25 protein-coding genes and 1 tRNA gene are annotated in these 24,900 nt (G+C 72.0%); 9 read left to right on the forward strand and 17 right to left on the reverse strand.

Annotation, left to right across the window (positions count from 1 at the left end):
• The first annotated feature begins 2 nt into the window (after positions 1 to 2).
• Entirely contained in the window at positions 3 to 1,268 is a 1,266-nt protein-coding gene (locus QSK15_RS27455) for an APC family permease (protein ID WP_285796964.1), read from the forward strand.
• On the opposite strand, the gene QSK15_RS27460 is transcribed toward QSK15_RS27455, so the two are convergent.
• The 6 genes from QSK15_RS27460 to QSK15_RS27485 all read right to left on the reverse strand — a co-directional run bounded on the left by QSK15_RS27460 (position 1,247) and on the right by QSK15_RS27485 (position 8,893).
• The gene (locus QSK15_RS27460) at positions 1,247 to 2,032 is read right to left on the reverse strand and encodes an ABC transporter permease (protein WP_285796965.1); all 786 of its coding nucleotides are present in this window, start codon (positions 2,030 to 2,032) and stop codon (positions 1,247 to 1,249) included. The genes QSK15_RS27455 and QSK15_RS27460 overlap by 22 nt on opposite strands.
• Positions 2,029 to 3,018, reverse strand: a complete 990-nt coding sequence (locus tag QSK15_RS27465; protein WP_285796966.1) for an ATP-binding cassette domain-containing protein — start codon at positions 3,016 to 3,018, stop codon at positions 2,029 to 2,031. The genes QSK15_RS27460 and QSK15_RS27465 overlap by 4 nt, the downstream gene beginning before the upstream one ends.
• A gap of 30 nt (positions 3,019 to 3,048) precedes the next feature.
• A complete protein-coding gene (locus QSK15_RS27470; RefSeq protein ID WP_285796967.1) occupies positions 3,049 to 5,898 on the reverse strand; it encodes an AfsR/SARP family transcriptional regulator in 2,850 nt (949 codons plus the stop codon).
• A 67-nt stretch (positions 5,899 to 5,965) separates the two neighbouring features.
• A complete protein-coding gene (locus QSK15_RS27475; RefSeq protein WP_285796968.1) occupies positions 5,966 to 6,439 on the reverse strand; it encodes a GNAT family N-acetyltransferase in 474 nt (157 codons plus the stop codon).
• Positions 6,440 to 6,483: 44 nt separating this feature from the next.
• Positions 6,484 to 6,774 carry a type II toxin-antitoxin system TacA family antitoxin gene (locus QSK15_RS27480; RefSeq protein WP_282264167.1) on the reverse strand — a complete coding sequence of 97 codons (291 nt, stop codon included), beginning with the start codon at positions 6,772 to 6,774 and terminating at the stop codon, positions 6,484 to 6,486.
• A gap of 52 nt (positions 6,775 to 6,826) precedes the next feature.
• Positions 6,827 to 8,893 (reverse strand): NAD-binding protein, encoded by a 2,067-nt coding sequence (locus tag QSK15_RS27485; protein ID WP_285796969.1) that lies wholly within the window; start codon positions 8,891 to 8,893, stop codon positions 6,827 to 6,829.
• 95 nt (positions 8,894 to 8,988) lie between these two features.
• Here QSK15_RS27485 and QSK15_RS27490 point away from each other — a divergent pair, with 95 nt between their 5' ends.
• The 4 genes from QSK15_RS27490 (at position 8,989) to QSK15_RS27505 (ending at position 13,002) form a co-directional block, all read left to right on the forward strand.
• Positions 8,989 to 9,477 (forward strand): MSMEG_6728 family protein, encoded by a 489-nt coding sequence (locus QSK15_RS27490; RefSeq protein WP_285796970.1) that lies wholly within the window; start codon positions 8,989 to 8,991, stop codon positions 9,475 to 9,477.
• A 45-nt stretch (positions 9,478 to 9,522) separates the two neighbouring features.
• Positions 9,523 to 11,070 (forward strand): FAD-dependent oxidoreductase, encoded by a 1,548-nt coding sequence (locus tag QSK15_RS27495; protein ID WP_285796971.1) that lies wholly within the window; start codon positions 9,523 to 9,525, stop codon positions 11,068 to 11,070.
• 67 nt (positions 11,071 to 11,137) lie between these two features.
• Complete coding sequence (locus QSK15_RS27500; protein ID WP_285796972.1) at positions 11,138 to 12,346, forward strand: hypothetical protein; 1,209 nt, start codon at positions 11,138 to 11,140, stop codon at positions 12,344 to 12,346.
• A 212-nt stretch (positions 12,347 to 12,558) separates the two neighbouring features.
• Positions 12,559 to 13,002, forward strand: coding sequence for an HNH endonuclease (locus QSK15_RS27505; RefSeq protein WP_210863624.1), 444 nt, complete (start codon positions 12,559 to 12,561; stop codon positions 13,000 to 13,002).
• A 70-nt stretch (positions 13,003 to 13,072) separates the two neighbouring features.
• On the opposite strand, the gene QSK15_RS27510 is transcribed toward QSK15_RS27505, so the two are convergent.
• From QSK15_RS27510 to QSK15_RS27520, 3 genes are all read right to left on the reverse strand, one after another.
• Entirely contained in the window at positions 13,073 to 14,641 is a 1,569-nt protein-coding gene (locus tag QSK15_RS27510) for a serine/threonine-protein kinase (protein WP_285796973.1), read from the reverse strand.
• A gap of 78 nt (positions 14,642 to 14,719) precedes the next feature.
• Entirely contained in the window at positions 14,720 to 15,310 is a 591-nt protein-coding gene (locus QSK15_RS27515) for a hypothetical protein (RefSeq protein ID WP_285796974.1), read from the reverse strand.
• 60 nt (positions 15,311 to 15,370) lie between these two features.
• Complete coding sequence (locus QSK15_RS27520) at positions 15,371 to 16,144, reverse strand: enoyl-CoA hydratase/isomerase family protein (RefSeq protein ID WP_285796975.1); 774 nt, start codon at positions 16,142 to 16,144, stop codon at positions 15,371 to 15,373.
• A 304-nt stretch (positions 16,145 to 16,448) separates the two neighbouring features.
• On the opposite strand from QSK15_RS27520, the gene QSK15_RS27525 reads away from it, so the two are divergent.
• Positions 16,449 to 16,994, forward strand: coding sequence for a hypothetical protein (locus tag QSK15_RS27525; RefSeq protein WP_285796976.1), 546 nt, complete (start codon positions 16,449 to 16,451; stop codon positions 16,992 to 16,994).
• Here QSK15_RS27525 and QSK15_RS27530 read toward each other — a convergent pair.
• The 5 genes from QSK15_RS27530 to QSK15_RS27550 form a co-directional block, all read right to left on the reverse strand.
• Entirely contained in the window at positions 16,982 to 17,626 is a 645-nt protein-coding gene (locus QSK15_RS27530) for a histidine phosphatase family protein (RefSeq protein WP_285796977.1), read from the reverse strand. The two genes, QSK15_RS27525 and QSK15_RS27530, sit on opposite strands and share 13 nt — an antisense overlap.
• 68 nt (positions 17,627 to 17,694) lie before the next feature.
• Positions 17,695 to 18,366, reverse strand: a complete 672-nt coding sequence (locus QSK15_RS27535; protein ID WP_285796978.1) for a DUF998 domain-containing protein — start codon at positions 18,364 to 18,366, stop codon at positions 17,695 to 17,697.
• Positions 18,367 to 18,376: 10 nt separating this feature from the next.
• A complete protein-coding gene (locus tag QSK15_RS27540) occupies positions 18,377 to 18,796 on the reverse strand; it encodes a VOC family protein (RefSeq protein ID WP_030327852.1) in 420 nt (139 codons plus the stop codon).
• Between the two features lie 35 nt (positions 18,797 to 18,831).
• Positions 18,832 to 19,233 (reverse strand): helix-turn-helix domain-containing protein, encoded by a 402-nt coding sequence (locus QSK15_RS27545; protein ID WP_285796979.1) that lies wholly within the window; start codon positions 19,231 to 19,233, stop codon positions 18,832 to 18,834.
• 13 nt (positions 19,234 to 19,246) lie between these two features.
• A complete protein-coding gene (locus tag QSK15_RS27550) occupies positions 19,247 to 19,471 on the reverse strand; it encodes a hypothetical protein (RefSeq protein ID WP_285796980.1) in 225 nt (74 codons plus the stop codon).
• 110 nt (positions 19,472 to 19,581) lie between these two features.
• On the opposite strand from QSK15_RS27550, the gene QSK15_RS27555 reads away from it, so the two are divergent.
• Positions 19,582 to 20,037, forward strand: a complete 456-nt coding sequence (locus tag QSK15_RS27555; protein WP_285796981.1) for a hypothetical protein — start codon at positions 19,582 to 19,584, stop codon at positions 20,035 to 20,037.
• Positions 20,038 to 20,120: 83 nt separating this feature from the next.
• Here the strand turns inward: QSK15_RS27555 and QSK15_RS27560 are convergent.
• Positions 20,121 to 20,197, reverse strand: a tRNA-Thr gene (locus QSK15_RS27560).
• 340 nt (positions 20,198 to 20,537) lie between these two features.
• Between QSK15_RS27560 and QSK15_RS27565 the strand changes: the two genes are divergently transcribed.
• Together QSK15_RS27565 and QSK15_RS27570 are read left to right on the forward strand one after the other, a co-directional pair.
• Positions 20,538 to 21,629: an ABC transporter ATP-binding protein gene (locus tag QSK15_RS27565; RefSeq protein WP_285796982.1), complete on the forward strand. Its 1,092-nt coding sequence runs from the start codon at positions 20,538 to 20,540 to the stop codon at positions 21,627 to 21,629.
• A 121-nt stretch (positions 21,630 to 21,750) separates the two neighbouring features.
• The gene (locus tag QSK15_RS27570) at positions 21,751 to 22,218 is read left to right on the forward strand and encodes a hypothetical protein (RefSeq protein WP_285796983.1); all 468 of its coding nucleotides are present in this window, start codon (positions 21,751 to 21,753) and stop codon (positions 22,216 to 22,218) included.
• A 33-nt stretch (positions 22,219 to 22,251) separates the two neighbouring features.
• On the opposite strand, the gene rlmB is transcribed toward QSK15_RS27570, so the two are convergent.
• Together rlmB and cysS are read right to left on the reverse strand one after the other, a co-directional pair.
• A complete protein-coding gene (gene rlmB / locus QSK15_RS27575; RefSeq protein ID WP_285796984.1) occupies positions 22,252 to 23,382 on the reverse strand; it encodes a 23S rRNA (guanosine(2251)-2'-O)-methyltransferase RlmB in 1,131 nt (376 codons plus the stop codon).
• Positions 23,382 to 24,797 (reverse strand): cysteine--tRNA ligase, encoded by a 1,416-nt coding sequence (gene cysS / locus QSK15_RS27580; protein ID WP_285796985.1) that lies wholly within the window; start codon positions 24,795 to 24,797, stop codon positions 23,382 to 23,384. Before cysS ends, rlmB begins: the two co-directional genes overlap by 1 nt.
• Between the last annotated feature and the right edge of the window lie 103 nt (positions 24,798 to 24,900).

Below are 24,900 nucleotides of genomic sequence, written 5' to 3' on the forward strand. Positions count from 1 at the left end.
CTGTGGATCAACTGGCGCGGCGACTGGGCGTACCCGATGCGGTTGTCATCGGGTTGGGCTCGATGCTCGGCGCGGGCGTCTTCGTGGTCTTCGGCCCGGCCGCGGCGGCGGCCGGCGGCGTCGGCCTGCTGCCGGCGCTGGTGCTGGCCGGCTTCGTCGCCTTCTGCAACGCGACCAGTTCGGCGCGGCTGGCGGCCCGGTACCCCGAGTCCGGCGGCACCTACGTCTACGGTCGGGAACGCCTCGGGCCGTTCGCCGGGTTCCTGGCCGGCTGGGGCTTCGTGGTCGGCAAGACGGCGAGCTGCGCGGCGATGGCGTTGACCATCGGGGCGTACCTGTGGCCGGGCCAGGCCCGGCTGGTAGCCGCCGCCGCGGTGCTCGCGGTGACCGCGGTGAACCTGCGCGGCATCGGCAAGACCGCCGCCGTGACCAGGGCGTTGGTCGCGCTGGTGCTTGCGGTGCTGGCCCTCGTCACCGTCGTCGGCCTGCTGGGCGGGCCGGTGCACCTGGACCGGCTCGGTGAGAGCGGCGGGTCGGCGCGGGGTGTGCTCACCGCCGCCGGGTTGCTGTTCTTCGCCTTCGCCGGGTACGCCCGGATCGCCACGCTCGGCGAGGAGGTCCGCGACCCGCAAAGGACCATCCCACGTGCGGTGCCGCTGGCGCTCGGGGTGGTGCTCGCGATCTACCTGGTGCTGGCCGTGGTGGCGCTGGGCGTGCTCGGCGCCGACCGGTTGGCCGCTTCCGCCGCGCCCCTGGTCGACGTGGTGACCGCCGCCGGGCTGCCCGGCCTGGCGTGGGTGGTCCGCGCCGGTGCGACCATCGCCGTCGTCGGGGTGCTGCTGTCCCTGGTCGCCGGGGTCGGCCGAACCACCCTCGCGATGGCCCGCCGGCACGACCTGCCCGGTGCGCTGGCCGCCGTGCACCGGGTGCACCAGGTGCCGCGCCGGGCCGAGCTGGCGGTCGCCGCCGTGGTGATCGTGGTGGTGCTGCTCGGCGACGTACGCGGCGCGATCGGCTTCTCCAGCTGCACGGTGCTGGTCTACTACGCGATCACCAACGCGGCGGCGCTCACCCTCGGCCGGGACCCGGACCGGCGGCTGCCGGTCCAGGTCCTCGCCGCTCTGGGTCTGGTCGGCTGCCTGCTGCTCGCTGTCAACCTGCCGCTCAGCAGCGTCCTCGCCGGATTCGGTGTGCTCGCCGTCGGTGCCGCCTGGTACGCGCTACGGACGGGCCACTGGCGGCCTGGTCAGCGACTCAACCGCCGGTAGCGGCGCACCGCCAGCGGGGCGAAGATCGCGATCAGCAGCAACGGCCACAGCACCGCCAACAGCATGGCGTGCTCCGCCGGCCAGGAGTCGCCGCCCAGGCCCGGGTTGCCGAACAGTTCGCGGATCGCCGCGACGGTGGCCGACAGCGGGTTCCACTCCGAGATCGCACCGATGACCGACGGCATCAGCTCGGGCGACACGAAGACGTTCGATACCGCGGTGAGTGGAAACGCGGCCGGGAAGACGATCACGCCGACCGTGTCCGGGTTGCGGACCAGCAACGCCAGGTAGATCCCGACCCAGGTGATCGCGACCCGGAGCAGCAGGAGCAGCCCGACGGCGAGCAACGCCTTGCCCACCCCGAGTCGCCACTGCCATCCGACGAGCAGGCCACAGACCAGCAGAGTGGACATCTCCAGCAACGCGCGCAGCAGGTCGGCCGCGCTGCGACCGGTCATCAGGGCGGACCGGGCCATCGGCATCGACCGGAACCGGTCCACGACGCCCCGGCTGAGGTCCAGCGCCACGCCCGTCGCGGTGGCGCCGAGTCCGTACAGCATCGTCATCACGAAGACGCCGGGCAGCAGGAACTCGCGGTAGTTGCCACCGCCGGCCACCTGCATGCCGCTGCCGAACACGTACCCGAAGACCAGTACGAACATGATCGGCAGGGAGAAGTAGAGGATCAGCTCCTCCGGCGCGCGGACCACGTGGAGCATGTTCCGCCGGGTCATCGTCCAACCGTCGGTGATCGCCGTGGTCATGCCACTCCCGCCTTTCGTCCAGCGCTGAGCGGCTCGCCGGTCTCGTCGGGCCGGTGCCCGGTCAGGTACAGGAACGCCTCGTCCAGCGTGGCGCGCCGCAGACCGATGTCCTCGACAGCGATCCCGGCGTCGTCCAACGCCCGCACCACGTCGACCAGCCCGGCGACCCGGTCGGCCACCGGGACGCTGAGCCGCCGGATCTCCGGATCGACAGCGGGCTCGACACCGCAGATCGGCGCGACGACACCGGCGGCCCGGGTCAGGGCGGCGGGGTCGCGGACCACCACCTCGATCCGGTCGCCGCCGGTCATCGACTTCAGCTCGTCCGGCGTCCCCTCGGCGACCACCCGCCCGGCGTCGATGACCGAGATCCGGTTGGCGAGCTGGTCGGCCTCCTCCAGGTACTGCGTGGTGAGCAGCACCGTGGTCCCGTCCGTGACCAGGCCGCGAACCAGGTCCCACACCTGGTTGCGGCTGCGCGGGTCCAGCCCGGTCGTCGGCTCGTCGAGGAAGAGCACCCGGGGGGTACGGATCAGGCTGGCGGCCAGGTCCAGCCGTCGGCGCATCCCGCCCGAGAACTCGCCCGCGGACCGATTCGCCGCCCCGCTCAGCCCGAACCGATCCAGCAGTTCGTCGGCGCGTCGGCTGGCTGCCCGTCGGCCGAGCCGGAACAACCGGCCGAACAGTTCCAGGTTCTGCCGACCACTGAGGGTCTCGTCGACCGCGGCGTACTGCCCGGTCAGGCCGATCCGGGCGCGCACCTCGTCGGGCTGGCGCAGCACGTCGTACCCGGCCACGCTGGCGGTGCCGGTGTCGAAGCGCAGCAGCGTGGTGAGGATCCGTACCGCCGTCGTCTTGCCCGCGCCGTTGGGACCGAGCAGCCCGTACACGGTGCCGGCCGGCACGGCCAGGTGGAAGGTGTCCAGCGCGCGGGTGGGGCCGTAGCGCTTACCCAGCCCTTCGGCCACCACGTCGAATGTCGTCATGCCCCCACCGTGCGGTGGCTCGCTGACGGGTCACGCACGCTCCGCTGACGGCGGCGCACCAGGGCCGGTCTTCTCCGCCTCGGTGATCTGACCGAGAACGAACATGATCTCCGTACGGGTGGCGTCGCCGACGTACCAGCCGGTGAGTCCGCCGGTCAGCGCCGCTTCGCAGAACCGCCTCGCCTCGACCAGGTCACCGCGCAGGCGGGCCACCTGGGCGAGGCCGAGCCGGGCGCCGGAGACGAACTCCGGTGCGCCGCTGCGCTGCGCGAGGAGCAGGGCGGCGGCGAAGTCGTCGCGCGCCGCACCGAGGTCACCGGCGCGCAACCTGATCTCGCCCCGGGTACGCAGCATGTCGGCCTGGTCGACTGTCGATTCGAGTTCCTCGGCCAGTCTCATGGCCTGGTCCATGTGGGCGCCCGCCGCTTCCGGATCGTCGCGCCAGGCGGCGAGTTCGCCGAGCACGCCCAGCGTGATCATGGACCCCCAGCGGTCCCCGGCCTGCCGGAAGCCGTCGAGCGCGGTGTCCAGTGCCGTCGCGGCCTGGTCCCACCGGCCACTCCACATCTGCGCCGAGCCACTGCCCATCGCGCCCAACGCGTTGATCCACACGTCTGAGCCGACCAGTCGCCGCAGCTCCCGCATCATTTCGTTGACGTGCTCGGACCCACCGGACGGCGGTCCGGCCGAGATCCCCGACAGATACAGCAGGAAGGGTTGCCGGGGCGGCCGGTCGAGACTGCTGATGACGGAACGCTGCGTCGTCAGCGAGTCCAGAGGCCCGGATCCACCGAGCGAGGCGTTGTAGACGCAGAGCGTGTGCTCCTCGCGCAGCCCCGCGGGCGCTTCGGGGCCGAGCACACCGAGGACGTCGGCCGCCAGCCGGGCCCCTTCCCCGCGCATGCCGCGCAGCCACCAGTAGAACGACAGGGCGGCGACCATCCCGGCCGCATCGGACGCGTCACCGGCGGCCGTGGCCCGGCGCAACGCCGCGTGCAGGTTGTCCCGTTCGGCGTCGAGCAGTCGCAACCAGTGCAGCTGTTCGGCACGCCGCAGGTGGTCGCTGGCGGTCCAGGCGAACTCCAGGAAGTACGCGGTGTGCGCCCGGCGCAGGTCGTCGGCCTCGCCGGCCTCGGCGAGACGCTCGGCGCAGAAGGCCCGCACCGTCTCCAGCATCCGGTACCGACCACCGGACATCTCCACGAAGGACTTGTCGACCAGGCCGGTCAACGCGTCGACGAACTCCCCGCCGGGCAGGCCGCAGACCCGTTCGGCCGCTTCCAGCGTCGCGCCGCCGGCGAAGACGGTCAGCCGGCGGGCCAGTCGGCGTTCGGAATCGCCGAGCAGGTCCCAGCTCCACTCGACCACGGCCCGCAGCGTGCGGTGTCGGGGCGACGCCGCCCGGCTGCCCATCGACAGCAGCCGGAACCGGTCGTCGAGGCGGGCGGCCACCTCGGCGACGGGCAGCGCGCGCAGCCGGGCGGCGGCCAGCTCGATCGCCAACGGCAGGCCGTCGAGGGTGCGGCAGATCCGCAGCACCGTGTCGACATTGGCAGCCGTGACGGTGAAGTCGGGTGCGACGTCGGTGGCCCGCTGAGCGAAAAGGCGGACGGCGGCGTACTCGTCGGCGTCCAGCGCGGACGCGCCCGGCGGTGGCACGGTGAGCCCGGAGATCGGGCACAACGCCTCCCCGGCCAGCCCGAGCGGTTCACGACTGGTGGCCAGCACCCGCAACGTCGGGCAGGCGCCCAGCAACCGGGCGACCAGCCGGGCGGCGTCGGCGATGACGTGCTCGCAGTTGTCGAGCACCAGCAGCAGCCGCCGCTCGGCGAGCGCCTCGACCAGCCGGTCGGTGGGGTGCCGGCCCGGCTCGGCGGAGGCGCGCAGACCCGCGTCGCGCAGGCCGAGCGCGCTCAGCACCGCCTGCGGCACGTCCGCACCGTCGGCCAGCCCGGCCAGTTCGACGAAACGGACCTCCCCGTTGACGTGGCCGGCGGCCTCGATCGCCAGGCGCGTCTTACCCGCGCCTCCGGGGCCGGTGAGAGTGACGAGCCGGCGCTCACCGAGCAGTTCGCCGACGCGCTTGAGCTCCTCCTCCCGCCCGACGAAGGTGGTGAGTTGACCTGGTAGCACCGGTTGGACGGATCCGCGTTCCGCACCGCGCAGCACCGCCAGGTGGATCGCGGCCAGCTCCGCCGACGGGTCGACGCCGAGCTGCTCGGCCAGGGTCTGCCGGGCGTCCTCGAACTCGGCCAGCGCCTCCGCCGGCCGACCCAGGGCTGCCAGGGCCCGCATGAGCTGACCGCGCGCCCGCTCCCGCAGCGGATGCGCGACCACAAACTCCCGTAGCTCCGCGATCAGCGCGCCGTCCGTGCCCAACGCCAGGTCCGCCTCGACCCGGTCCTCGATGGCGGCCAACCGCAGCTCGTCCAACCGGGCGGCCTGTGCGGGTGCGCCCGGCACATCGGCCAGTGCGGGGCCACGCCACAGCTCCAGCGCCTCGCGCAACACGGTCGCCGCTCGGGGCCAGTCACCACCGACGAGCGCGCGCCGCCCGGCCTCGGCGAGCCGTTCGAACCGGTACGCGTCGACGTCGTCGGGATCCACGGCGAGGCGGTAGCCGGCCGGGTGGAACTCGACCGGGTCGTGCCCGACGGGCAGAGCCTGCCGCAGGCGCGACACCTGGGACTGCAGCGCGTTCGCCGCGCCCCGGGGCGGTTGCTCGCCGTACAGGCCGTCGATCAGCCGCTCGGCGGAGACGACGCGTCCCGCGTCGAGCAGAAGGAGCGCCAGCAGCGCGCGCAGCCGAGGGCCGCCAACGGGAACCTCGCGCCCGTCGGCCAGCAGCACCTGGGTCGGCCCCAGGATGCGGAAACGCATGCATGGATTGTCGCTCAGCGACCTCGATCGGCCGACCGCTGCCATCAGCATTCGGCGGTGCAACGCATCAGCCGCTGAGCGCGTGGCGGAGATCCTTCATCAACAACAGCAGGTGCATCGGGTCGGTGGGGCTGGCTTCGAACTTCGCCAGCCGCTGGTAGAAGTCGCGGGCGGCGTCCGTCTCGCAGTGGATGAGCACCGCGCGCACGCCGATGACCTCGGCGGCGGCCGCGATTCGCCGCAGGGCGTCGACCACCAGCGCCCGACCGAGACCGATGCGCTGGGCGCTGCGGTCGACCCCGAGCCGGGTCAGGATCACCACCGGCTGGTGGTAGCGCCCAGCTCCCTGCTGTAGCCGCGGTGAGGCATCTGCCGGGGCGACGCTACCGGCGGCCAGGGCGTAGTAGCCGACCACTCGCTGATCCGGGTGCTCGTCGTCGCGTACCACGTACACCCGCGACAGGCCCGCCCGATGAGCTTGCAGGGCATGCTCGACCAGCCACACCGACTGTGCGCGTGACCCGCAGTCGAACCCGTTCACCGCGAACCCAGCCGACAGCGGCTCGACAGCCGAGAAGCGGGAACTCACTGGGACTGGCCATCGATCGGCGGGTCGAGCACCGTTGGGCCGGTCAACAACTCCCGCAGCCCGGCGACGTCCTGCGCCGGCCCTTGCAGGGCCTCGTCGAAGACCTGCCATGCCTCTTCGTCCAGCAGGAACGCCCGCCGGTCGGCCAAAACGTCAGCCGCAGCCTCGGTCGCAGCCTTCAAAACGAACGTCGACACGCTGTCTCCGGCGGCTTCACTCGCCGCCTCCAACAACGCCTTCTGCTGCTCATCTATCCGCAGATGCAGTCGCTCAGCCTTAGCACTCACCGACCGATTGTACGCACAACGTACGCCACCATGCGACGCCTACTTCAGAACGTCAGCCCGATCGAGTCGTACGGGAATCGGGCTCGTCCCTGATGCGGCCACCTTCGGTCGGCTGGCCGGGCCACACGGGGTCGCCTGCATTCTGAGCTGGCGGCACAGCCCCGACGACCGGCAAGCGGGACGGTGCCACCGGGTGGGCCGCGCCCGGGGCCGAGGCCGCGACCTCCTGATCGGTCGGCCCGGCCGACGAGACGTGCTCGGCAGGGACGGAGTCCGGCGCGGCGGATCGGGGGGCGCCGGGTGCGGCCGGCACGGGCCGGGGCACCGATCCGACGTGACCGGATGGCGTCGGCGTCCTGCCGGGGGCGGGTGGGGCGCACTGCCGGGTCAGCCAGTCCAACCCGCGCCGCCGGGCGACAACGGTCAGCCGGTCACCCGCGAAGATCACCTGCCGGGGGTCGAGGTCCTTCCACCAGATCGTCTTGGCACCGCCCGCCGGGGTGCGTGCGATCAACCGGACCTGTCCGTCCCGGTTGACCACGTCCAGCGGCCGACCGTCCAGTTCGGAGCCGGGGGCGACCGGCACCTCGGCGACCGGCAGCGCGTGCCGGTCGACCGGGATGGTGGTGATCACGGCGCGTTCGGTGAGTGCCCCGATGAAGGCGGGGGCGGCCAGGTAGGAGACCGACCGGGACACCCCGAGCGCGAAGGTCTCCTCCACCCGTTCGGCGAAGTCACCGTCGAAGAACCGGAGCACCACGCGCAGATCGGCGCGGAGGTCGCGGGCGGCGAGCGCCGCCTCCAGGTTCGCCACGTCGTCGGTGGACGCCACCACCAGCGCCTGACAGTCCGCCACCGAGGCGGCCACCAGCGTCTCCGGCAGCGCGGCGTCGCCGACGATGAGCGGCACCTCCAGTTGGCGGGCCAGTGCCGCACCGCGCGGCTCAGGGGCCTTGTCGATCGCCACCACCTCGACGTCGTACTCGCGCAGCTGCGCCATCACCCGGGTGCCGACGTTGCCCAGGCCGATCACCACCACGTGCCCGACCCGCGCCGGTTGCAGCCGGCCGGTGTGCAGGGCCAGCCGGGCGTTGACGATCCCGTCCACCACGACGGCGGTGATCAGCGGGATCAGCGCCAACCCGGCCAGGTTGAGCACCACCTGCATGATCTGCGCGTCCGGCGCCTTGGTGGTGTCCGGGTCGGCGCCGCTGAGGGTGGTGACCAGCGTCAGGTACAGCGCCTCCAACGGGGAGACGTCCTCGGCCCGGGAGATCAGCGCCCCCAGCACCGCCATCAGCGCGAGCACCGCCATCACCGCGATGCCGATCTTGCGGGTGGCGAAGCCGCGGACCGCTCCCACCACCACGGCGACCGGACGACGCCGCCGTCGCGCGCGGACCAACCGACGGGCGGCGACCTCGGTGCCCGGTGGCTGGCCGGTCGCCTCGGCGAGCACCAGGTCCGCGCCGGCCTGCTCGGCCGGCAGCAGCTCCACCCCCTGCGCCTCGGTGAAGTGCGCCAACGCGCAGACCACGTCCTGCGGTCGGACGTCGGCCCGCCGCGCCACCCGCAGCGTCTTGTCCCGATGTTGGAAGGAACTGGGGTCGACCTCGTTGAGCGCGGCGGCCACGAAGGCGGGTGCGGCCATCTCGGCGTCGGAGAGCACCTCGACCGGGGCCTTGAGCAGCTTGCGTACGCCGTCGGCAAGGGTGCCGTTGAACATCCGCAGCACCTGGCGGACCCGCTGGTCGACAGCCTGGGCGCAGAGCGCGGCGTGCAGGTTGCCCACGTCGTCCTGGTTCAGCAGGGCCAACCCGGTGGCCCCGGCCAGACCGGCGGCCTCGAAGGTGTCCACGTCCAGCCGGTCCGAACGGACCACCCGGACCCCACGCAGCCCGGCCACGTCCGGCCCGTTGCTGCGGTAACGCTCCGGCACCACGACCGTCACCCGGGCCCCGCCCACCGGCAGGTCGGATTCGAGCATCGCCCGGGCCACGTAGTAGGCGAGGGCGTCCTTCCCGCAGATCACGTAGTGCGGGCGCGGATCACCGACGGACCGCAGCCGCCAGTTCCACTCGACCGCCCGTCGCGCCCGGTCCCGCCACGGCTCCGCCATGCCCGGATCGTAATCAGCACGGCCACGGTGGGCGACCCCGTCCGGATCATCCCGTGACCAGGTATGTCCGCCCCGGCGACGGGTAGAGCAGCGACATGCAGACGTTCCTCCCGTACCCGGGCTTTCTGGCCAGCGCCCGCACGCTGGACCAGAAGCGGCTGGGCAAGCAGCGGGTGGAGGCCATCCAGGTGCTGCGCGGGCTCACCCGACCCGGGTACGGCTGGCGCAACCACCCGGCCGTGAAGATGTGGGCCGGGTACGAGGAGGCGCTCGTCCGCTACGGGCTGGACATGTGCGCGGTCTGGACCGAGCCGGGGCGGTCCGACACCTGTGCCACCACAATGACCGTCGACCTCGCGGCCGCCTGCGGGGCCGGTGTCATCCGGACCCAGGACGAGTTGGCCGAGGCCGGTGAGCTGCCACCCTGGCTGGGCCGCGACGACCTGCACCTGAGTCACCGTTCGTCGCTGCTGCGCAAGGATCCGGCGCACTACCGCCCGCTGTTCGGCGACGACGTGCCGGCGGATCTGGAGTACGTCTGGCCCGCCTCCGACCGCCCCCGACGGTGCCTGCCGACCGACTAGGGCTCTGAACAGGCCGTTGAGCCGCAGGTGGGGCAGACTGGGCCCATGGCGCTGTCGCAAGTGGTGGGTCGGCTGATCGGCGTACGGCAGCATGTGGTGGACCCGGGCGGCGGTGGCGCCGACCGGGTGGCGCGACCCACCACGGCGCTGGTGGTGGGTGGCGGCATCGCCGGCATGTCAGCGGCGGTGGTGCTCGCCGAACGGGGTGTGGCGGTCACCGTGCTGGAGGCGGCGCCCACGCTGGGCGGTCGACTGGGTGCCTGGCCGGAGGCGCTCGCTGACGGCAGCCAGCAGAACGAGCACGGCTTCCACGCGTTCTTCCGGCAGTACTACAACTGGCGGTCCATCCTCCGCCGGGTCGACGGTGACCTGGGCTTCCTCAAGGCCATTCCGGGCTACCCGATTCTCAGCGAGCAGTGGCCGACCGAGGAGTTCGGCAAGTTGCCGCCCGCACCACCGGCGAACCTGCTCGCGTTGCTGTTGCGCAGCCCCAGCCTGCGCCTGGCCGACCTGCGGGTGATGGATCGGGACGCCGCGCTGCCGCTGCTCAGCTACGACCCGGTGCGCACCTACGCCGACCTGGACGACACCACCGCCGACGAGCTGCTGGCGTCGCTGCGACTGCCGGACCGGGCGCGGGCGATGCTGTTCGAGGTCTTCTCGCACTCGTTCTTCAACCACGAGGCGGAGATGTCGGCCGCCGAGATGGTCGCCCAGTTCCACTTCTACCTGCTCGGCAACCCGGAGGGGTTGGCCTTCGACTGCCCTGACGAGGACTACGCCACTGCTATCTGGCAGCCGCTGACCCGGTACGTGGAGAAGCACGGTGGTCGGATCCTCACCGACTGCGCCGCCACCGGGGTGCACCACGACGGCGAGGGCTGGCGGGTGACCACCAGCGACGGCGGCAGCCACCCGACCGACCACGTGGTGCTCGCCGTCGACCCACCGGCGCTCGCCGCACTGGTAGCGGCCTCACCGGACCTGGCCGAGCGGGCACCCGAGCTGGCGGCACGGATGCCCGCCTTCGGCACCCCGGGCCCGCCGTACGCGGTGGCCCGGTACTGGTGTGACGGGGACGTCGCCGCCGAGCGCGCGGTGTTCAACGGGGTGTCCCGCCAGCCCACTCTGGACTCGGTGACGCTCTACCACCGGTTGGAGAACGAGTCGCGCCGCTGGGCGCGGCAGACCGGCGGGTCGGTCATCGAGCTGCACGCGTACGCCTGCGAACCCGGCGTGCCGGCCGAGGAGTTGGCCGAGCGGATGCGCCGCGAGCTGGTCGCGCTCTGGCCGGAGGCTGGCGACCTGCGGGTCCGCGAGCTGCGGGCGCGGGTGGAGGCGCAGGCACCGGCGTTCACGCCGGGCAGCCACTCCTGGCGGCCGGGGGTACGCACCGACGCGACCGGCGTCTACCTGGCCGGGGACGGCATCGCCACGGACTTCCCGAGCGCGTTGATGGAACGCTCGGCCGCGACCGGGATCATCGCCGCGAACCACATCCTGCGGGCGGTGGGTGCCGCGGCGGAGCCGGTGCGCTCGATCCGGCCACGTGGGTTGCTGGCCGGCAGACTGAATCGACAAAACACCACATAAGCCCCGGTACGCTGCCGTACGCTCGAATGATCAACCGTCGATCGGCCGGGCGGGAGGGCAGCGGGAGATGTCACCACTGCACCGCGCGGGCGCGGACCACGGCTCGTCGATCGACGAGATCGGCCACGACGACACGTACCCGCTGATCCGCGACGAGCGCGCCTGCATCGTCACCGCGCTGCGGCTCGGTTGGTGGATGGCGGACGCCTACCACCACGGGCAGCAGGCACAGCCCCGCGCCTTCGCCGAGACCCGCCCCGCCGTACCGCCGGCCAAGCTCTCCAACCTCACCGAGATGTCCACGCGCCGGCGGATGCGGATGTACCTCGACGGGGTGGACGTCGCAGTGGCCCAGATCGCCGAACTCACCCGGCACACCGGGCCGGTGCCCGACACCTCGGCCGCCCGGACCCTGCTACCCGACCCGGGCCAGCCGGACCCCGCCGACCCGGTGCCGCTGCTGCTCGCCCTCGACGACCTCAACGTGGAGGTGTTGCGCTGGGCGATGGCCGCCAACCACCGGGTCGGGCTGGCCTACCGGTTGGGCCGCTCAGTGGCCGACACCGTCCGGGCCGGCGACGTCGCGCAGCTGCTGCGACAGTTCGGCGGCCGGCAGGTCCAGATCAGCCGGTGGCTGGACGAACTGGCCAGCGTGCTGCCGCCGTACTCGGCCGCGGTGGTGCGCCGGTCGCTGACCGAATGGGCGAGCGCCGTCGACCGCGCCGGCCACGACGACCCGACCGAGCCGACGCCGGCCGCGCTGAGCCGGGCCCTACGCGGCCAGGGTGACCTCTGGCGGGACGTGCTCACCGGCGGCCTGCACCCGCGCGACCTGCTCGACGAGGAGGACTACGCGGTGATCGCCAGGAACCTGATCATCCGGGACCGGCGGCTGGTGGCGCAGGCCGCCCGGGGCATCTTCTGGCCGGTGCTCGTACCCCTGCTGCTGGTGCTCTTCGCGGTCGTCGGGGTGAGCGCCGCCGCGGCCGCCGGCTCACCGACCACCCGGGCCACCGTCGCCCTGGTGGGCCTCGGCGCCGGGCTGGCCGCGATCTGGCGCTCGGTCTCCGGGCCCGCCCTGGCCGTCGCCGGTGAGGTCAACCGGCCGCTACTGGACAGCGAACTCACCACCCGGATGGCCCTGCGGTTGAACCGCCCGCTGACCACCGCCCGGGCCGCTGTGAGAGCGGCACCCCGCACCCGCCGCCAGCGACGGCCCGACGACACCGGCCGATCGAAATACGTTGCCCGGGTGTCCCGCGCCGACCTACCGTGAGCGCGCACTGTCAACCACCACCGCGGGAGCAGCACATGACGATGTCGCACGTCACCACCGTGCCGTCGACGCTGCCCGGTGACGGTTGCCGAGCGGAAGGCCCCCGGGCGGGCCGGCCCGACTGACGCGTACCCGTACGCGCCGAGCCGCCCCGTCCGACCACTGGACCGGGCGGCTTCTTGCTGTCCCCCACCAACCGGAAAGGAGTCCCGGTGGACGCCGTCCTCGTCATCAACGCCGACCTCGGCCCGCTGCACCGGGTCACCGTCCAACACGCCGTCCGAATGCTCTGCCGTCGGGTGGCCGAGATCCACGAGGCCGAGCCGGACCGGGTGATCGGGGTCTTCCCGATGCCCCGGGTGGTGCGGCTGGTCCGCTACGTGGTCACCCGGTGGAGGTTCAACTCCGGGCCGGCCTGGTCCCGCGCCGGTGTGCTGCGCCGCGACGACCGGTGCTGCGCGTACTGCGGTGGCCCGGCCTCCACCATCGACCACGTCCTGCCCCGCTCACGCGGCGGCCGGAACACCTGGCGGAACACCACCGCCGCCTGCTACGCCTGCAACCAGCGCAAGGGTGACCGGACGCCAGCGGAGGCGGGCATGCCGCTGCGCCGGGAGCCCGTGAACCCGGGCTGGGGGGTGCTGGCCGGGCGGTGACGGACCGGCCGGCGGGAACGGGGGGCCGCGTCCCGGGTACGCCCCGGGCGCGGCACCCGCCGGCCCCCGATCAGACGTCGCGTTCCTTGACCGACGACTTCAGGTGGCCACCGGGGCAATGCACCCGGATCTCGCTGCGGTGCTCGGTGGAGGTCAACCCGACAACGATCTGCTTCGCCGGCCCCGGGTCGTACGCCTCGGCCCGGAAGTCCGGCGCGAGCGTCACAGCGAGCACCTCGACCGTCTTTCCCACGCAACGGACGGTGACCGTCCCGCCGCGTCCGGCGACGGATGCGCCAGCGCCGGGCGTGGGAGTCGGCGCGACCGGGGTCGGGGTCGGGCCTCCGGTGGTGGCGGTCGGGCCTGGGGCCACTGTTCCGCCCGGACCGGTCGGGGGGCCGGTCCGGGTAGCGGTGGCGGTGCTTTTGGTTCGCGGTACGGCGGACGGCCCGATGTCGACCGGGTCGGTCGGCTCCTCGGTGCTGGGCATCCCCACCGTGGTGGTTCCCGGGCCGCTGCCGGCCGGCGCGGCGCCCTGTCCGGGCCGACGGTTGCTGGAGTCGCCGAGCGACCCGGCCAGCGCCACCGCGGCGATCACGGCCCCGCCGACGGTCAGGACGGCGCGGCCCCGACGCCACGCAGGACGCCGCACCGGCACCGCCGAATCGCTGCTCGGCCCGGCGCTACTCGGCTTGACGCTGCCCGTCCCGGCGCTGGCCCTCCCGGCGTTGCTCGACGTCGCGGTCGCCGGCCCGGCGCCGGGCGGACCGGCGCTGGGCGGACCGGCGCTGGGCGCCGTTGGTTCGGCGGTGGCCACCGCGGGTGCAGCCGGGCTGGCGGCGGCGAGCAGGATGCGGGCCGCGTCGGCTGCCGACGGCCGGTCGGCGGGGTCGCGGGCCAGGCACCAGCGGTAGAGCCGGTGCACCTCGGGCGGCACGCCGTCGATCGGGGGCAGCGGGTCCGGCTCGACGTGGGTGTGCGCGCGCAGCATCCCGGTCTGCGCGTCGGCGGGCCAGGGCAGCCGGCCGGTGAGCACCCGGTGCAGCAGCAGGCCGAGGGCGTAGACGTCGCTGGCCGGCAGCACCTCGCCGGCCAGCAACCGCTCCGGTGCCAGGTACGCCGGTGTGCCCAGCAGCCGCCCCTCGAAGTCGATCTCAGGCGCGCCGGCGGCTGCCGCGATGCCGAAGTCGAGGACCTTCGCCCCGGTCGGCGTGAGCATCACGTTGCTCGGCTTGATGTCGCGGTGCACCAACCCCTGCTCATGCGCGGCGGCGAGCGCCGAGCCCACCTCGGCGCACACCCGCAACCCGGCGCGCGGCGGCAACGGACCGACCACCAACCGGTGTTCGAGGGTGTGACCACCGAGCAACTCCATCACCACGAACGGGACCTCGACACCGTCCAGCGTCGACTCGCCGTAGTCGTAGACGCTGGTGACATGCGGATGCGACAGCCGGGCCGCCGCCTTGGCCTCGCCCCGGATCCGCTGCCCGGCGTTGCCGTCCGAGGCGACCAGCACCTTCACCGCCACGTCCCGTTCGAGCACCTCGTCGTACGCCCGGTGCACCGCCGACATGCCGCCACTGCCGAGGCGCTCCAGGAGCCGGTAGCGGCCCGCAAGCAACTGATCACGCTGCACGACGGACAGCCTGCCGTACCGACCGTCCGAGGGGCCACCCGGGATCGAGGTATCGCGATGATTGGAAGCGGGCTGTGACTACCGCCCGCCGAGATCCGGGTTGGCCCGCAGGAACGCCTCACCCTGCCTGGCACCCCGAAGGACCAGCACGATCAGTACGACCCAGACCACCACCAGCACCACACCGACCACGGCGTGGAACGACGCGAATCCGAGAAACACCTGACCGACGCTGACCACTGCCAATCCGGCGATCAGCACCGCGAGCCAACGCTGGCCGACGGCCTGCCGAGCAGTCTCCACCAGGAGGGTCGGATCCTCGTCGAGCTCGGGTGTGCCGCGTCGGACCTGGCGCTGCAGCCGTCGACGATGCGACCAGCTCATTGTCAGTAACGGGGACCGGCGAGAGGCCCGGTGGCGCCCGGTCCGCACGGCCCAGACGACCGCTGCGACCTCGACGACGACTCCGAGGAGGATCAGGATTCGTCCCAGGTTGCTGGCCCAGGCCGGTGGGTCACCGTCGAAGATGCCGGAATTCTGGCCACCCGTCGCGACACCGACCGCGAGCGCAACGACCACGGCGATAGGCAGTGCCAGGGCGAGGATCAGCCTGCCCCGGCGATGCCGTCGATCGCCCTGGTCCGGCGTTGTCTCCGCTGCGTCCACCATGGCCCTCCGATCCCCGTGTGGAACCGGGACTACCCATCGACGGCGACAGCTCAAACGCGGTCAGTCGGCGGTCGGTGGCTGCCAGGCGAAGCGGGGCGTACGGCGTTCGGCGATAGCTGCGACACCCTCCCTGGCCTCGCCCGTGGTCACCACCTTCCGGTGCCACCAGGCGATCCGCGCGGGCTCGGCCCGATCGTCGATGATCTCCTTGGCGGCGGCGATGCTCACCGGTGAGCGTTGGGCGATGGTCGCGGTCAGTTCGTCCACCCGCGCGGCGAGTCGGCCGGCCGGCAGCATCTCGTCGACCAGGCCGATCCGCAGCGCCCGCTCGGCGTCGATCAGCTCGGCGGTGAACAGCAGATGCTTGGCGGCGGACGGACCGATCAGGCGGGCCAGCCGGCGCGTCGTCGGCGCCGGATAGACCAGCCCGAGCCGGGCCGGCGGTACGCCGAAACGGGCGTCGTCGGCGGCGATCCGCAGGTCGCAGGCGACCGCGAGCTGAGCCCCACCCCCGACGCAGGCGCCCCGGACGGCCGCGACCGTCGGCTTGGCGAACCGGGCGAGCCGTTCCTCGGCGGCCACCGCGATGCTGGTGTCACCGGCGTCCAACAGTTCGGCCAGGTCACCGAGGTCGGCACCGGCGCAGAAGGCGTCGCCGGCACCGGTGAGCACCAACGCCCGTACGTCGGGGTCGGGCTCCAACCGGTCGAGCAGTTCGGGAAGCTGACGCCACATGGCGGCGGTCATCGCGTTACGCCGAGCCGGGTTGTGGATCACCACAGTCGCGACCGGTCCGGTCACCTCGACTGTCAACTCCGCATCCGACACGCCCACCTCCTCATCCGAGCGACAGTGCGCGACGACGCCGACCGACCCGCGACGCCGACCGACCCGCGACGCTCCCGACCCGCGCCGCGACGCCGCGCGCCGGGCCCGGCGACCATAACCGGGCCGGCCCGTGACCGACCGGCCAGGCCCGCCGCAGGCGTTGTGCTTGGCAATCTTGGACAGTTTCCGTTACGCGCTAACGGAAACTGTCCAAGATTGCCATAACCGAGCGGGACACGGGATCGATGACGGCTCTCTGGAGGAGGCCCTTGACGGGGAACCGACGCTGCGGGCCGCGCGTCCCACGAAGATGAGAGCCACCTCGACAACCGGCGTCACCGTCGCGCTACTGGTCGCCCTGCTGGCCGGGTGCACCAGCACCGACCGGGCCGGCACCGCCGGCGATCCTCCTCCGGACACCCCCGCCCCGACGGCCAGCGTCCCGGCCATCGGCATCCCAACGCCCGACGTCACCCCCACGGTCGCCCCGACTGTCGGTGCCGCCGCCCAGGTGACGTTGCGGAGTTCGGGCGGCTTCGCGGGCCGTGGCGACGTCCTGACCGTCGAGCCGGACGGTCGGTGGACCGCTGTGGACCGGGCCGGCAGCCGGCGTACCGGTCGGCTCAGCCCCGCCGACCTGGGCAGCCTGACGATTCTGGCCGCCGACCCCCGGCTCGCCGCCGAAGCGGGGCAACCGACCACCGCTACCAACTGCGCGGACGTGATGCACTACCGCCTCACCGTGGGCAGCACTGAAACCGGGTACGCCGACTGCCCGGCCGAGGGGCCCCCGCCGCCGGCTACGCAGGCCCTGGTCAAGCTGCTGCTGCGGGCCACCGGCACCTACACCAGGTAGTCCGGGGGCAGGCCGGTCGCCCGCAACTCCGCCGGAAGGTGGGCGACGTCGTTGACGGCGATCAAATTCGGCGGGCCGGAGGGGCTGTACCGGATCACGGTCAGCCCCGCGTTGTGCAAGTTCAAGCCCAGCCACCGCTGCTCCGGCGCGTCGAGGGCGTGCCGTACCAGCCAGCCGATCAGGAAGGTGTGCGTCACTACCAGCTCGCGGACCGGCTCGTCACCGGCGGTCGCCTCGGTGGCCGGACCGGCGAACCGCCGCACGGCCGCCGCCGTCACCTGCGGCCCGTCGACCCGCTGGGCCGCCGAGAACTGGGCCAGGAACGTCGCGTACGCGGGCGGCAGGCCGGTCGGGTCCGTGTCGTGTGGAAGGTGGTCGCCGGCCAGCTCCGTCTCGTACACCGGAACATCGGGCAGCGACTTGGCGATCAGCTCGGCGGTCTGCGCGGCCCGGCGCAGCGGCCCGTGGTGGACGGCGGCGAACCGGCGGCCGCGCAGGCGTTCACCGAGCAGGGTGGCCTGCTGCCGGCCGCGCTCGGACAGGCCGGTGTCGGGCTCCTCGGCGGTTGAGCCGTTCAGCCCGGACAGGTCCTGCTCAGCGTGTCTGGTCAGGTACAGCAGGCGGGTCACCATGGCAGACACCTCAACACACCGGGAGGCACGGTCGCGACCCCGTGCCTCCCGGCCCCGCACACGTCGGCTCAGTCGGGCCGGCCGGATGCCGCTCGTGCGAAGGTGACCGACACCCACAGCCAGCCGGCCGACACCGCCAGGCCGAACGCCACCATCACGGCCGGTGCCGGCCGGACGATCAGCGTCACCCAGGCCACCGCGAAGAACACCCCGGTCACCAGGCTGTACGTGGCCCGACCGCGCGCCCCCTGCCGCGCGGCCCGACGGGCCGTCAGCACCGTCGCCGCGATCAGCGACCCGAAGGCGACCGCCGCCACCAGGAAGTGCAGGCCCCCGTGCCAACTGATCTCACCGGCGCCCCGGGGCGTGCCGACCGGGAACCCGTCGGCCGGATCGGCGCTGAAGATCGCCGCCCCGACCAGGCCCAGGCCGTACAGCGCGAGCAGTCGCGGCAGCCAGACCGACCCGTCACCGTCGCCGGCACCGCGGCGCAGCGCCCCGGCGGCCAGCACGCAGAGCACTCCGCTGACCAGGAACGTGACGATCTGGATCCAGCCCAGCTCGCCGGTGCTCAACACGCTGACCGGGTGCCGGCGAAAATCGAAGCCCTCCCGGGTCGACGCCTGCGCGATCGCCGAGCCGGCGAAGATCGGGCCGGCGAGCACCCCGCCGATCAGCAGTGCCCGGTCCCGGCCGACAGCCGCCGGCCGGACCAGTGGAAGAGACGCGACCTGACCCATCGTCGGCCCCCTACGCCCGCGGGAACATCTGGCCGATGCGGATCTTGTTTCCGAACGGGTCCCGGATGCCGAAGTCGATCCCGTACGGGCGCTCGGTCGGCTCGTCGGTGATCTCGACGCCCTTCGCCACCAGATCCTCGTGCGTCTTGCGGGCATCGTCGGTGGTCATGAAGAGGTATCCACCGAGGGCACCCTTGGTGAGCAACTCGCGGACCTGCTCGGCGGTGGCCGGGTCCAGCGCGGGCGGGCCGGGCTTCTCCAACAGGATCTCCCGCTCCGGGTCGCCGGGCAGGTTGACCGTCAACCACCGCATGAAACCGAGGTCCTGGTCGGTGTTGACCTCCATGCCGAGCTTGTTGACGTAGAAGTCAAGCGCGGCGTCCTGGTCGAGGACGTAGATCTGGGAGCGGCTGATCGCGTTCATCGTCATGCCCATGACGTTAGAGGTCGGCCGTGACCTGCGGCTTATCCAAAACTGCTGGGTCGGGTCCAGGCTTTGGTGAAGCACGACGGCACGTTGGCCGGCGCGACGCGCCGACGCCGGAAATCCGAGGGCGACTCGCCGACGATCTGCCGGAACGTCCGGCTGAACGTGCCCAGGCTGCCGAAGCCGACGGCGTAACAAATGTCCGTCACGTCCCGGTCGGTCTCCACCAACAACGCCATCGCCCGCTCCACCCGGCGGCGTTGCAGGTAGCGGTGCGGGGTCTCACCGAAGGTGGCCCGGAAGGTACGGATGAAGTGCGCCTCGGAGACGAGCGCGATCCGGGCCAACGCGGGAATGTCCAGAGGTTCGGCGTACGCCCGGTCCATCGCGTCCCGGGCGCGCAGCATCGCCCGGTTCGACTGCTCCACCGCGCGACTCATCGGCCCCCGCCCGTCAGTGATGTCCCTTGGCCTTCTCGACCTCGTCCATGTCCACCACCTGCATACTCCGCCTACCCCGACGACGCGTGTACGGGCGCTCGTCGGGCGACAGGAGCGCCTCCAATTCATCGGAGTAGGGGACGTTCCGGGTCAGGATCGCCTCGAACTCCTCCGAGTGCGCGGCGCAGCGGTCGGTGATGCCGCTGCGGTCGCCGACGCTGATGGTGTAGGTCCGCACGGGAAGTGAAGGGTTCCGGCAGACGTCGCATACGTTGATCTCGATCCGCACTTGCAACCCTGTCTGATCTGTTCCTAGCATCTCCCACTGCTCGGTGCTGAGAGGTGGGCATGACCGCAAGCAAGCTCGTGGACCCGGACGAGTTTATTCGCTGGTACGGGGAGGGGAAGACCTACTCCTGGATCATGGACGAGTACCGGCGCAAGTACGGCCTGCAGATCGGCAGCGGAACCATCTCCAACTGGCGCCACCAGCTCGGGATCGAGAAGCGCGCCATACGCGACAGCAGGTTGATCCCGTGGGCGGTGAAGCCCGAGCACCGTTACCACTACATGCTGCAGATGCTGCGCACCGAGGCTCGCCACCGCGGCGGTCAGCAGGTCGCGCCCGACCGGCTGAGAAAGCTCCGGAGCTGGCTGGACAACCTGGCCGAGCAGGATGCGGTCGTCCACTACGAGCCGGAAACCTCGCAGGGCTGGTGGCTGGTCCCCCGCCGCCCCGGAGTCGACGCGGACCTGATCCGCGAGCCTGGCGTCGTCACCCGATCCCGCGGCTCCAGGAGCTAGCGCACCGGGCGGACGTTCAAGCGTGTCTGTGCTGACTTCGGGTCGGCTCACGGCTTTGCCCGTCGGGGAAAGCCTGATGGAATTGGAGCCCCCGGCCGGGATCGAACCGGCGACATCTCGCTTACAAGGCGAGTGCTCTGGCCAGCTGAGCTACAGGGGCGCGTGCGTCGAGGTCAGCATAGCGAGTGACGTCCGGATATCCCGATCGCGAGGCCTCCCGACCACGGGAATCGTCAACAACCCGACGCACACCCGTTCGACGTCGCGTCGATTGATGTCTGACCGTGCCCGAGTGACCGGAATGCGTAGCCCGCCTGGTGGGCTCGGCGGCCCCCCACCTTGGCAGCACGGGTAAACGCGTTTACGGTTCACTCACACGGACGACGACCGGGCGCCCCCGCGACCGGGCCGCCGTCCGTTGACCGGCACGGACACGTGCCGGTTGCTCCTTCACTCGGATCGTCCGGCACGTTCCTGCCGGTGAAAGGAAGCGCTTCACCATGGCTACGGTCACCTATTCCAAGGCGTCCCGGATCTACCCGGGCCAAGAGCGTCCCGCCGTCAACGAGCTGGACCTCGAGATCGGCGACGGGGAGTTCCTCGTCCTGGTCGGTCCCTCCGGTTGCGGTAAGTCCACCAGCCTGCGGATGCTCGCCGGCCTGGAGGACGTGGACGCCGGTTCGATCTACATCGACCAGCGTGACGTCACCCACCTTCCCCCGAAGGCCCGCGACATCGCGATGGTCTTCCAGAACTACGCCCTCTACCCGCACATGACGGTGTACGAGAACATGGCGTTCGCGCTGAAGCTGCGCAAGACCTCCAAGTCCGAGATCGACCGGCGGGTCAAGGAGGCGGCCGGGCTGCTCCAGCTGGAGGAGTACCTCAGCCGTAAGCCGAAGGCGCTCTCCGGTGGTCAGCGTCAGCGTGTCGCGATGGGCCGGGCGATCGTCCGCGAGCCGCAGGTCTTCCTCATGGACGAGCCGCTGTCGAACCTCGACGCCAAGCTCCGGGTGCAGACCCGTACCCAGATCGCGTCCCTGCAGGCCAAGCTGGGCGTCACCACCGTCTACGTCACGCACGACCAGGTCGAGGCCATGACCATGGGTCACCGGGTCGCGGTGCTGCTCGATGGTGTCCTGCAGCAGGTGGACACCCCGCGGGCGCTCTACGACACCCCGGCCAACGTGTTCGTCGCCGGCTTCATGGGCTCTCCCGCCATGAACATCAAGACCGTTCCGCTGAACGAGCGGGGCGCCGAGTTCGCCGAGCTGAACATCCCGCTGACCCGGGAGCAGGTTGAGGCGGCCCGCGCCGAGGGTGGCGACGGCAAGGTCACCGTGGGCTTCCGCCCGGAGGACTGCGAGCTGGTCAGCCCGACCGAGGGCGGCATGCCGGTCGTGGTCGAGTTGGTCGAGGACCTCGGTTCGGACGCCAACGTCTACGGCCACGCCGCTCTGGGTGGCAACTCGGAGCGCTTCGTCGTCCGCACCGACCGGCGCAACATGCCGAACATGGGTGACACCGTGTTCGTCAAGCCGGTCGCCGGTCGCAGCCACGTCTTCCACGCCGCCACCGGCAGCCGGATCTGACGTAACGCCGTACCGGAAGGGGCGGTCCGCTTCGGCGGGCCGCCCCTTTCGTCGTACCGGCGATGGCGGCCGGAGCCTCGCCTACTGCGCGACGCTGGTCCCGGTCGCCGTCCTCACGTTGGTGACCGCCCCGCTGGGCGGAGCCGGCGCCGCCGTCGCACGCTGGCGATCCCTGCGTACCGGACTGCTCGGGATGCCACCGACGGCCGTGGCCGGCCGGCGGCCCGGCACCGTCGCGGTGTTCGGCCACGCGCTGCTCAGCCTGCTGGTGGGTGCGGTGGCTCTGCTGCCGCTCGGCGTGCAGTTGCTCTTGGTGCTGCGGGGTGTGCTGTACGGCGTGGTGGACCCGGGGCCGTACGACGATTCCTGGGGTGGTCCGACCCGGGCCGGCGCCTGGTTGGCGCACTTCCTGGTCGGCCTGCCGTTGCCCGCCGCCGTGCTGGCCGCCCTGATCGGCATCGCCGCCGTGCACCAGCGGCTGACCCGACACCTGGACGGCGAGCGAGGCCCGCTCTGGTTGCTCCCGACGGTGCTGCTGATGGCGGTTGCCGGGGCGGCGCTGTTCGTCGCGTGGACCCATCAGATCTAGCCCCTCCCGCACGGGGAGGGGCTAGAGCTGGTGCTACAGCTCGACGGAGCGCCGACGGGCGACCTCGGCCAGGGCGACCGCCGCCGCCACGCTGGCGTTGAGCGACTCGACCTCGGAGATCATCGGGATGCTGACGGTCAGGTCACAGGTCTCCCCGACCAGGCGGGACAGGCCGCGCCCCTCGGAACCGACAACCACCACCAGCGGGCCGACAGCAGCCTCCAGGTTGTAGAGGTCGGTGTCGCCGTCGGCGTCCAGGCCGACGACCATGAAGCCGGCGTCGCGGCACGCCTTCAGCGACCGGGTCAGGTTGGTCACCTGCGCCACGGGCACCCGCGCGGCCGCGCCGGCACTGGTCCGCCAGGCGGTCGCGGTGATCCCGGCGGCACGACGCTCGGGTACGAAGACACCCTGCGCGCCGAACGCGGCAGCCGACCGGATCACGGCGCCCAGGTTGCGCGGGTCGGTGACACCGTCCAGCGCGACCAGCAGCGGAGCCTGCTGCTCAAGGGCGGCGGCCACCATGTCCTCGAACGGCTGGTACGCGAAGGGCGGCACCTGCAGGCCGACGCCCTGGTGCAGCACCCCGCCGGTCATCCGGTCCAACTCGGCGCGGCTGATTTCCAGGTTGGCGATGCCCCGGTCGGCGGCGGTCCGGATGATCTCGTTGACCCGGTCGTCCATGTCGATGCCCTGGGCGGTGTAGAGCGCCGTCGCCGGCACGTTGGCGCGCAACGCCTCCAGCACCGGGTTACGCCCGACCAGCAGCTCCGGGGAGTCCTTCGACGGGTTCGACTTGCGCCCCGGCGCGACCCGCGGGCCGGACCGCCCGGTGGGCTTGCCGCCCCGTCCGCCGGTGGCACCCCGACCGACGGGTACGCCCCGACCGCCGCCCCTGCCCCAGGTGGTGTCCTTGGAGCCGGGCTGGCCGATCTTCGGGGCGCGCCCCTCCTCGGCCGCCGCGCGGCGCTCCTTGTCCTGCTTCCAGGCGGTGCGCTGCGGCAACTTCTCGGTGCCCGAGTAGCCCTTGTGCCACGGCCGCTCGTCTGCGGGCAGGGTGCGACCCCGCCCGGCCAACGAGTCCTTGTTCTTGCCACCGGAGCCCTTGGGGGCGCTCGCCTTCGACGTCAGTCGCCGGCCACGGCGCTGCGAGTTGCCGGCCATCAGTCCTGCTCTCCAATAGTCCAACGGGGGCCCTGGGGGGTGTCCTCGACCACCACGCCGGCCAGCTTGAGCTGGTCACGCACCGCGTCCGCGGCGGCCCAGTCCTTGCGGCCCCGCGCCTGCGCACGCTGCTCCAGGGCCAGCGCGATCAGGGAGTCCACCACCGCACGAAGATCGTCCGATGGGCCGCCGCCGGTCCAGGCCGGGTCGAGAGGGTCGATCCCGAGGATATCCAGCATTGCCCGCACCACGGCCAGCGTGGTGCGGACGGTCACATCGTCGCCGGCGCTCAGCGCGGTGTTGCCGTCCCGAATGTGCTGTTGCAGCACGGCCAGCGCGGCGGACGTGTTGAGGTCGTCGTTCATCGCCGCGACGAAGCCCGCCGGCAGCTCACCGAGCTGCCCGGCACCGACCCGCTCGGCGGCCCGCTGCACGAAACCCTCGATCCGTCGGTACGCGGTGGCCGCGTCCCGCAGCGAATCCTCCGAGTAGTCGATCACCGAACGGTAGTGCGCGGCGGCGTAGTAGTAGCGCAGCTCCACCGGCCGCACCCCGAGCGAGTCCACGTACGCCAGGCCCAGCGCGTTGCCGGCGGACTTGCCCATCTTGGCCCCGCCGATGCTCAACAGCCCGTGGTGCACCCAGTAGCGGGCGAACGGCAAGCCGGCCGCCTTGGACTGGGCGATCTCGTTCTCGTGGTGCGGGAACGTCAGATCCAGGCCACCGCCGTGAATGTCGAACTCCGGGCCAAGATAGCGCCAGCACATCGCCGAGCACTCGATGTGCCAACCCGGACGGCCCAGCCCCCACGGCGACGGCCAGTAGGCGTCCGCCGGCTCGTCCGGTTTTGCGCCCTTCCACAGCGCGAAGTCGCGCGGATCCCGCTTGCCCCGGTCCGGGGCGTCGCCCGCGGACTGCATGGCGTCCGGAGACTGACCCGACAGCGACCCGTACGCCGGCCAGGACGCCACGTCGAAGTAGACGTCGCCCGAGCCGTCACTCGCCGGGTACGCATGCCCGTCGGCGATCAACTTCCTGATCAGCTCGTGCATCTCGGGGATGTGCCCGGTGGCACGCGGCTCATAGGTGGGCGCCAGCACGTTCAACGACCGGTACGACTGGGCGAGCAGCAACTCGTTGGCGTACGCGATCGACCAGAACGGACGCCCCTGCTCGCCTGCCTTGACCAGGATCTTGTCGTCGATGTCGGTCAGATTGCGAATGAAGGTGACCTCGTAGCCGGCGGCCATCAACCAACGACGCAGCACGTCATAGTTGACACCGGAACGAAGGTGACCGATGTGCGGCGGAGCCTGAAGCGTGAGACCACACAGGTAAACCCCCACCTTGCCGGCTTCCCGCGGGACGAAGTCCCGCACCGATCGGGTGGCAGTGTCATACAGGCGTAGCGTCACCGTACAAGGGTAGCTGTCCGCGCCTGTCCGAGTCGGCCGGTGCCGGGTCGTACGCTGCCAGGCGTGGATGCGACCGCACGCTCCGGTGGCTCCGGTGACCCGC

The sequence above is a fragment of the Micromonospora sp. NBRC 107095 genome (assembly GCF_030269705.1).
Lineage (GTDB): Bacteria > Actinomycetota > Actinomycetes > Mycobacteriales > Micromonosporaceae > Micromonospora > Micromonospora parva.

Coding starts and splice junctions, on each gene's coding strand:
- QSK15_RS27460 (WP_285796965.1), bottom strand. CDS start 2,032: ATGACCACGGCGATCACCGACGGTTGGACGATGACCCGGCGGAACATG.
- QSK15_RS27465 (WP_285796966.1), bottom strand. CDS start 3,018: ATGACGACATTCGACGTGGTGGCCGAAGGGCTGGGTAAGCGCTACGGC.
- QSK15_RS27470 (WP_285796967.1), bottom strand. CDS start 5,898: ATGCGTTTCCGCATCCTGGGGCCGACCCAGGTGCTGCTGGCCGACGGG.
- QSK15_RS27485 (WP_285796969.1), bottom strand. CDS start 8,893: ATGGCGGAGCCGTGGCGGGACCGGGCGCGACGGGCGGTCGAGTGGAAC.
- QSK15_RS27490 (WP_285796970.1), top strand. CDS start 8,989: ATGCAGACGTTCCTCCCGTACCCGGGCTTTCTGGCCAGCGCCCGCACG.
- QSK15_RS27495 (WP_285796971.1), top strand. CDS start 9,523: ATGGCGCTGTCGCAAGTGGTGGGTCGGCTGATCGGCGTACGGCAGCAT.
- QSK15_RS27500 (WP_285796972.1), top strand. CDS start 11,138: ATGTCACCACTGCACCGCGCGGGCGCGGACCACGGCTCGTCGATCGAC.
- QSK15_RS27515 (WP_285796974.1), bottom strand. CDS start 15,310: ATGGTGGACGCAGCGGAGACAACGCCGGACCAGGGCGATCGACGGCAT.
- QSK15_RS27525 (WP_285796976.1), top strand. CDS start 16,449: ATGAGAGCCACCTCGACAACCGGCGTCACCGTCGCGCTACTGGTCGCC.
- QSK15_RS27530 (WP_285796977.1), bottom strand. CDS start 17,626: ATGGTGACCCGCCTGCTGTACCTGACCAGACACGCTGAGCAGGACCTG.
- QSK15_RS27535 (WP_285796978.1), bottom strand. CDS start 18,366: ATGGGTCAGGTCGCGTCTCTTCCACTGGTCCGGCCGGCGGCTGTCGGC.
- QSK15_RS27540 (WP_030327852.1), bottom strand. CDS start 18,796: ATGACGATGAACGCGATCAGCCGCTCCCAGATCTACGTCCTCGACCAG.
- QSK15_RS27545 (WP_285796979.1), bottom strand. CDS start 19,233: ATGAGTCGCGCGGTGGAGCAGTCGAACCGGGCGATGCTGCGCGCCCGG.
- QSK15_RS27555 (WP_285796981.1), top strand. CDS start 19,582: ATGACCGCAAGCAAGCTCGTGGACCCGGACGAGTTTATTCGCTGGTAC.
- QSK15_RS27565 (WP_285796982.1), top strand. CDS start 20,538: ATGGCTACGGTCACCTATTCCAAGGCGTCCCGGATCTACCCGGGCCAA.
- rlmB (WP_285796984.1), bottom strand. CDS start 23,382: ATGGCCGGCAACTCGCAGCGCCGTGGCCGGCGACTGACGTCGAAGGCG.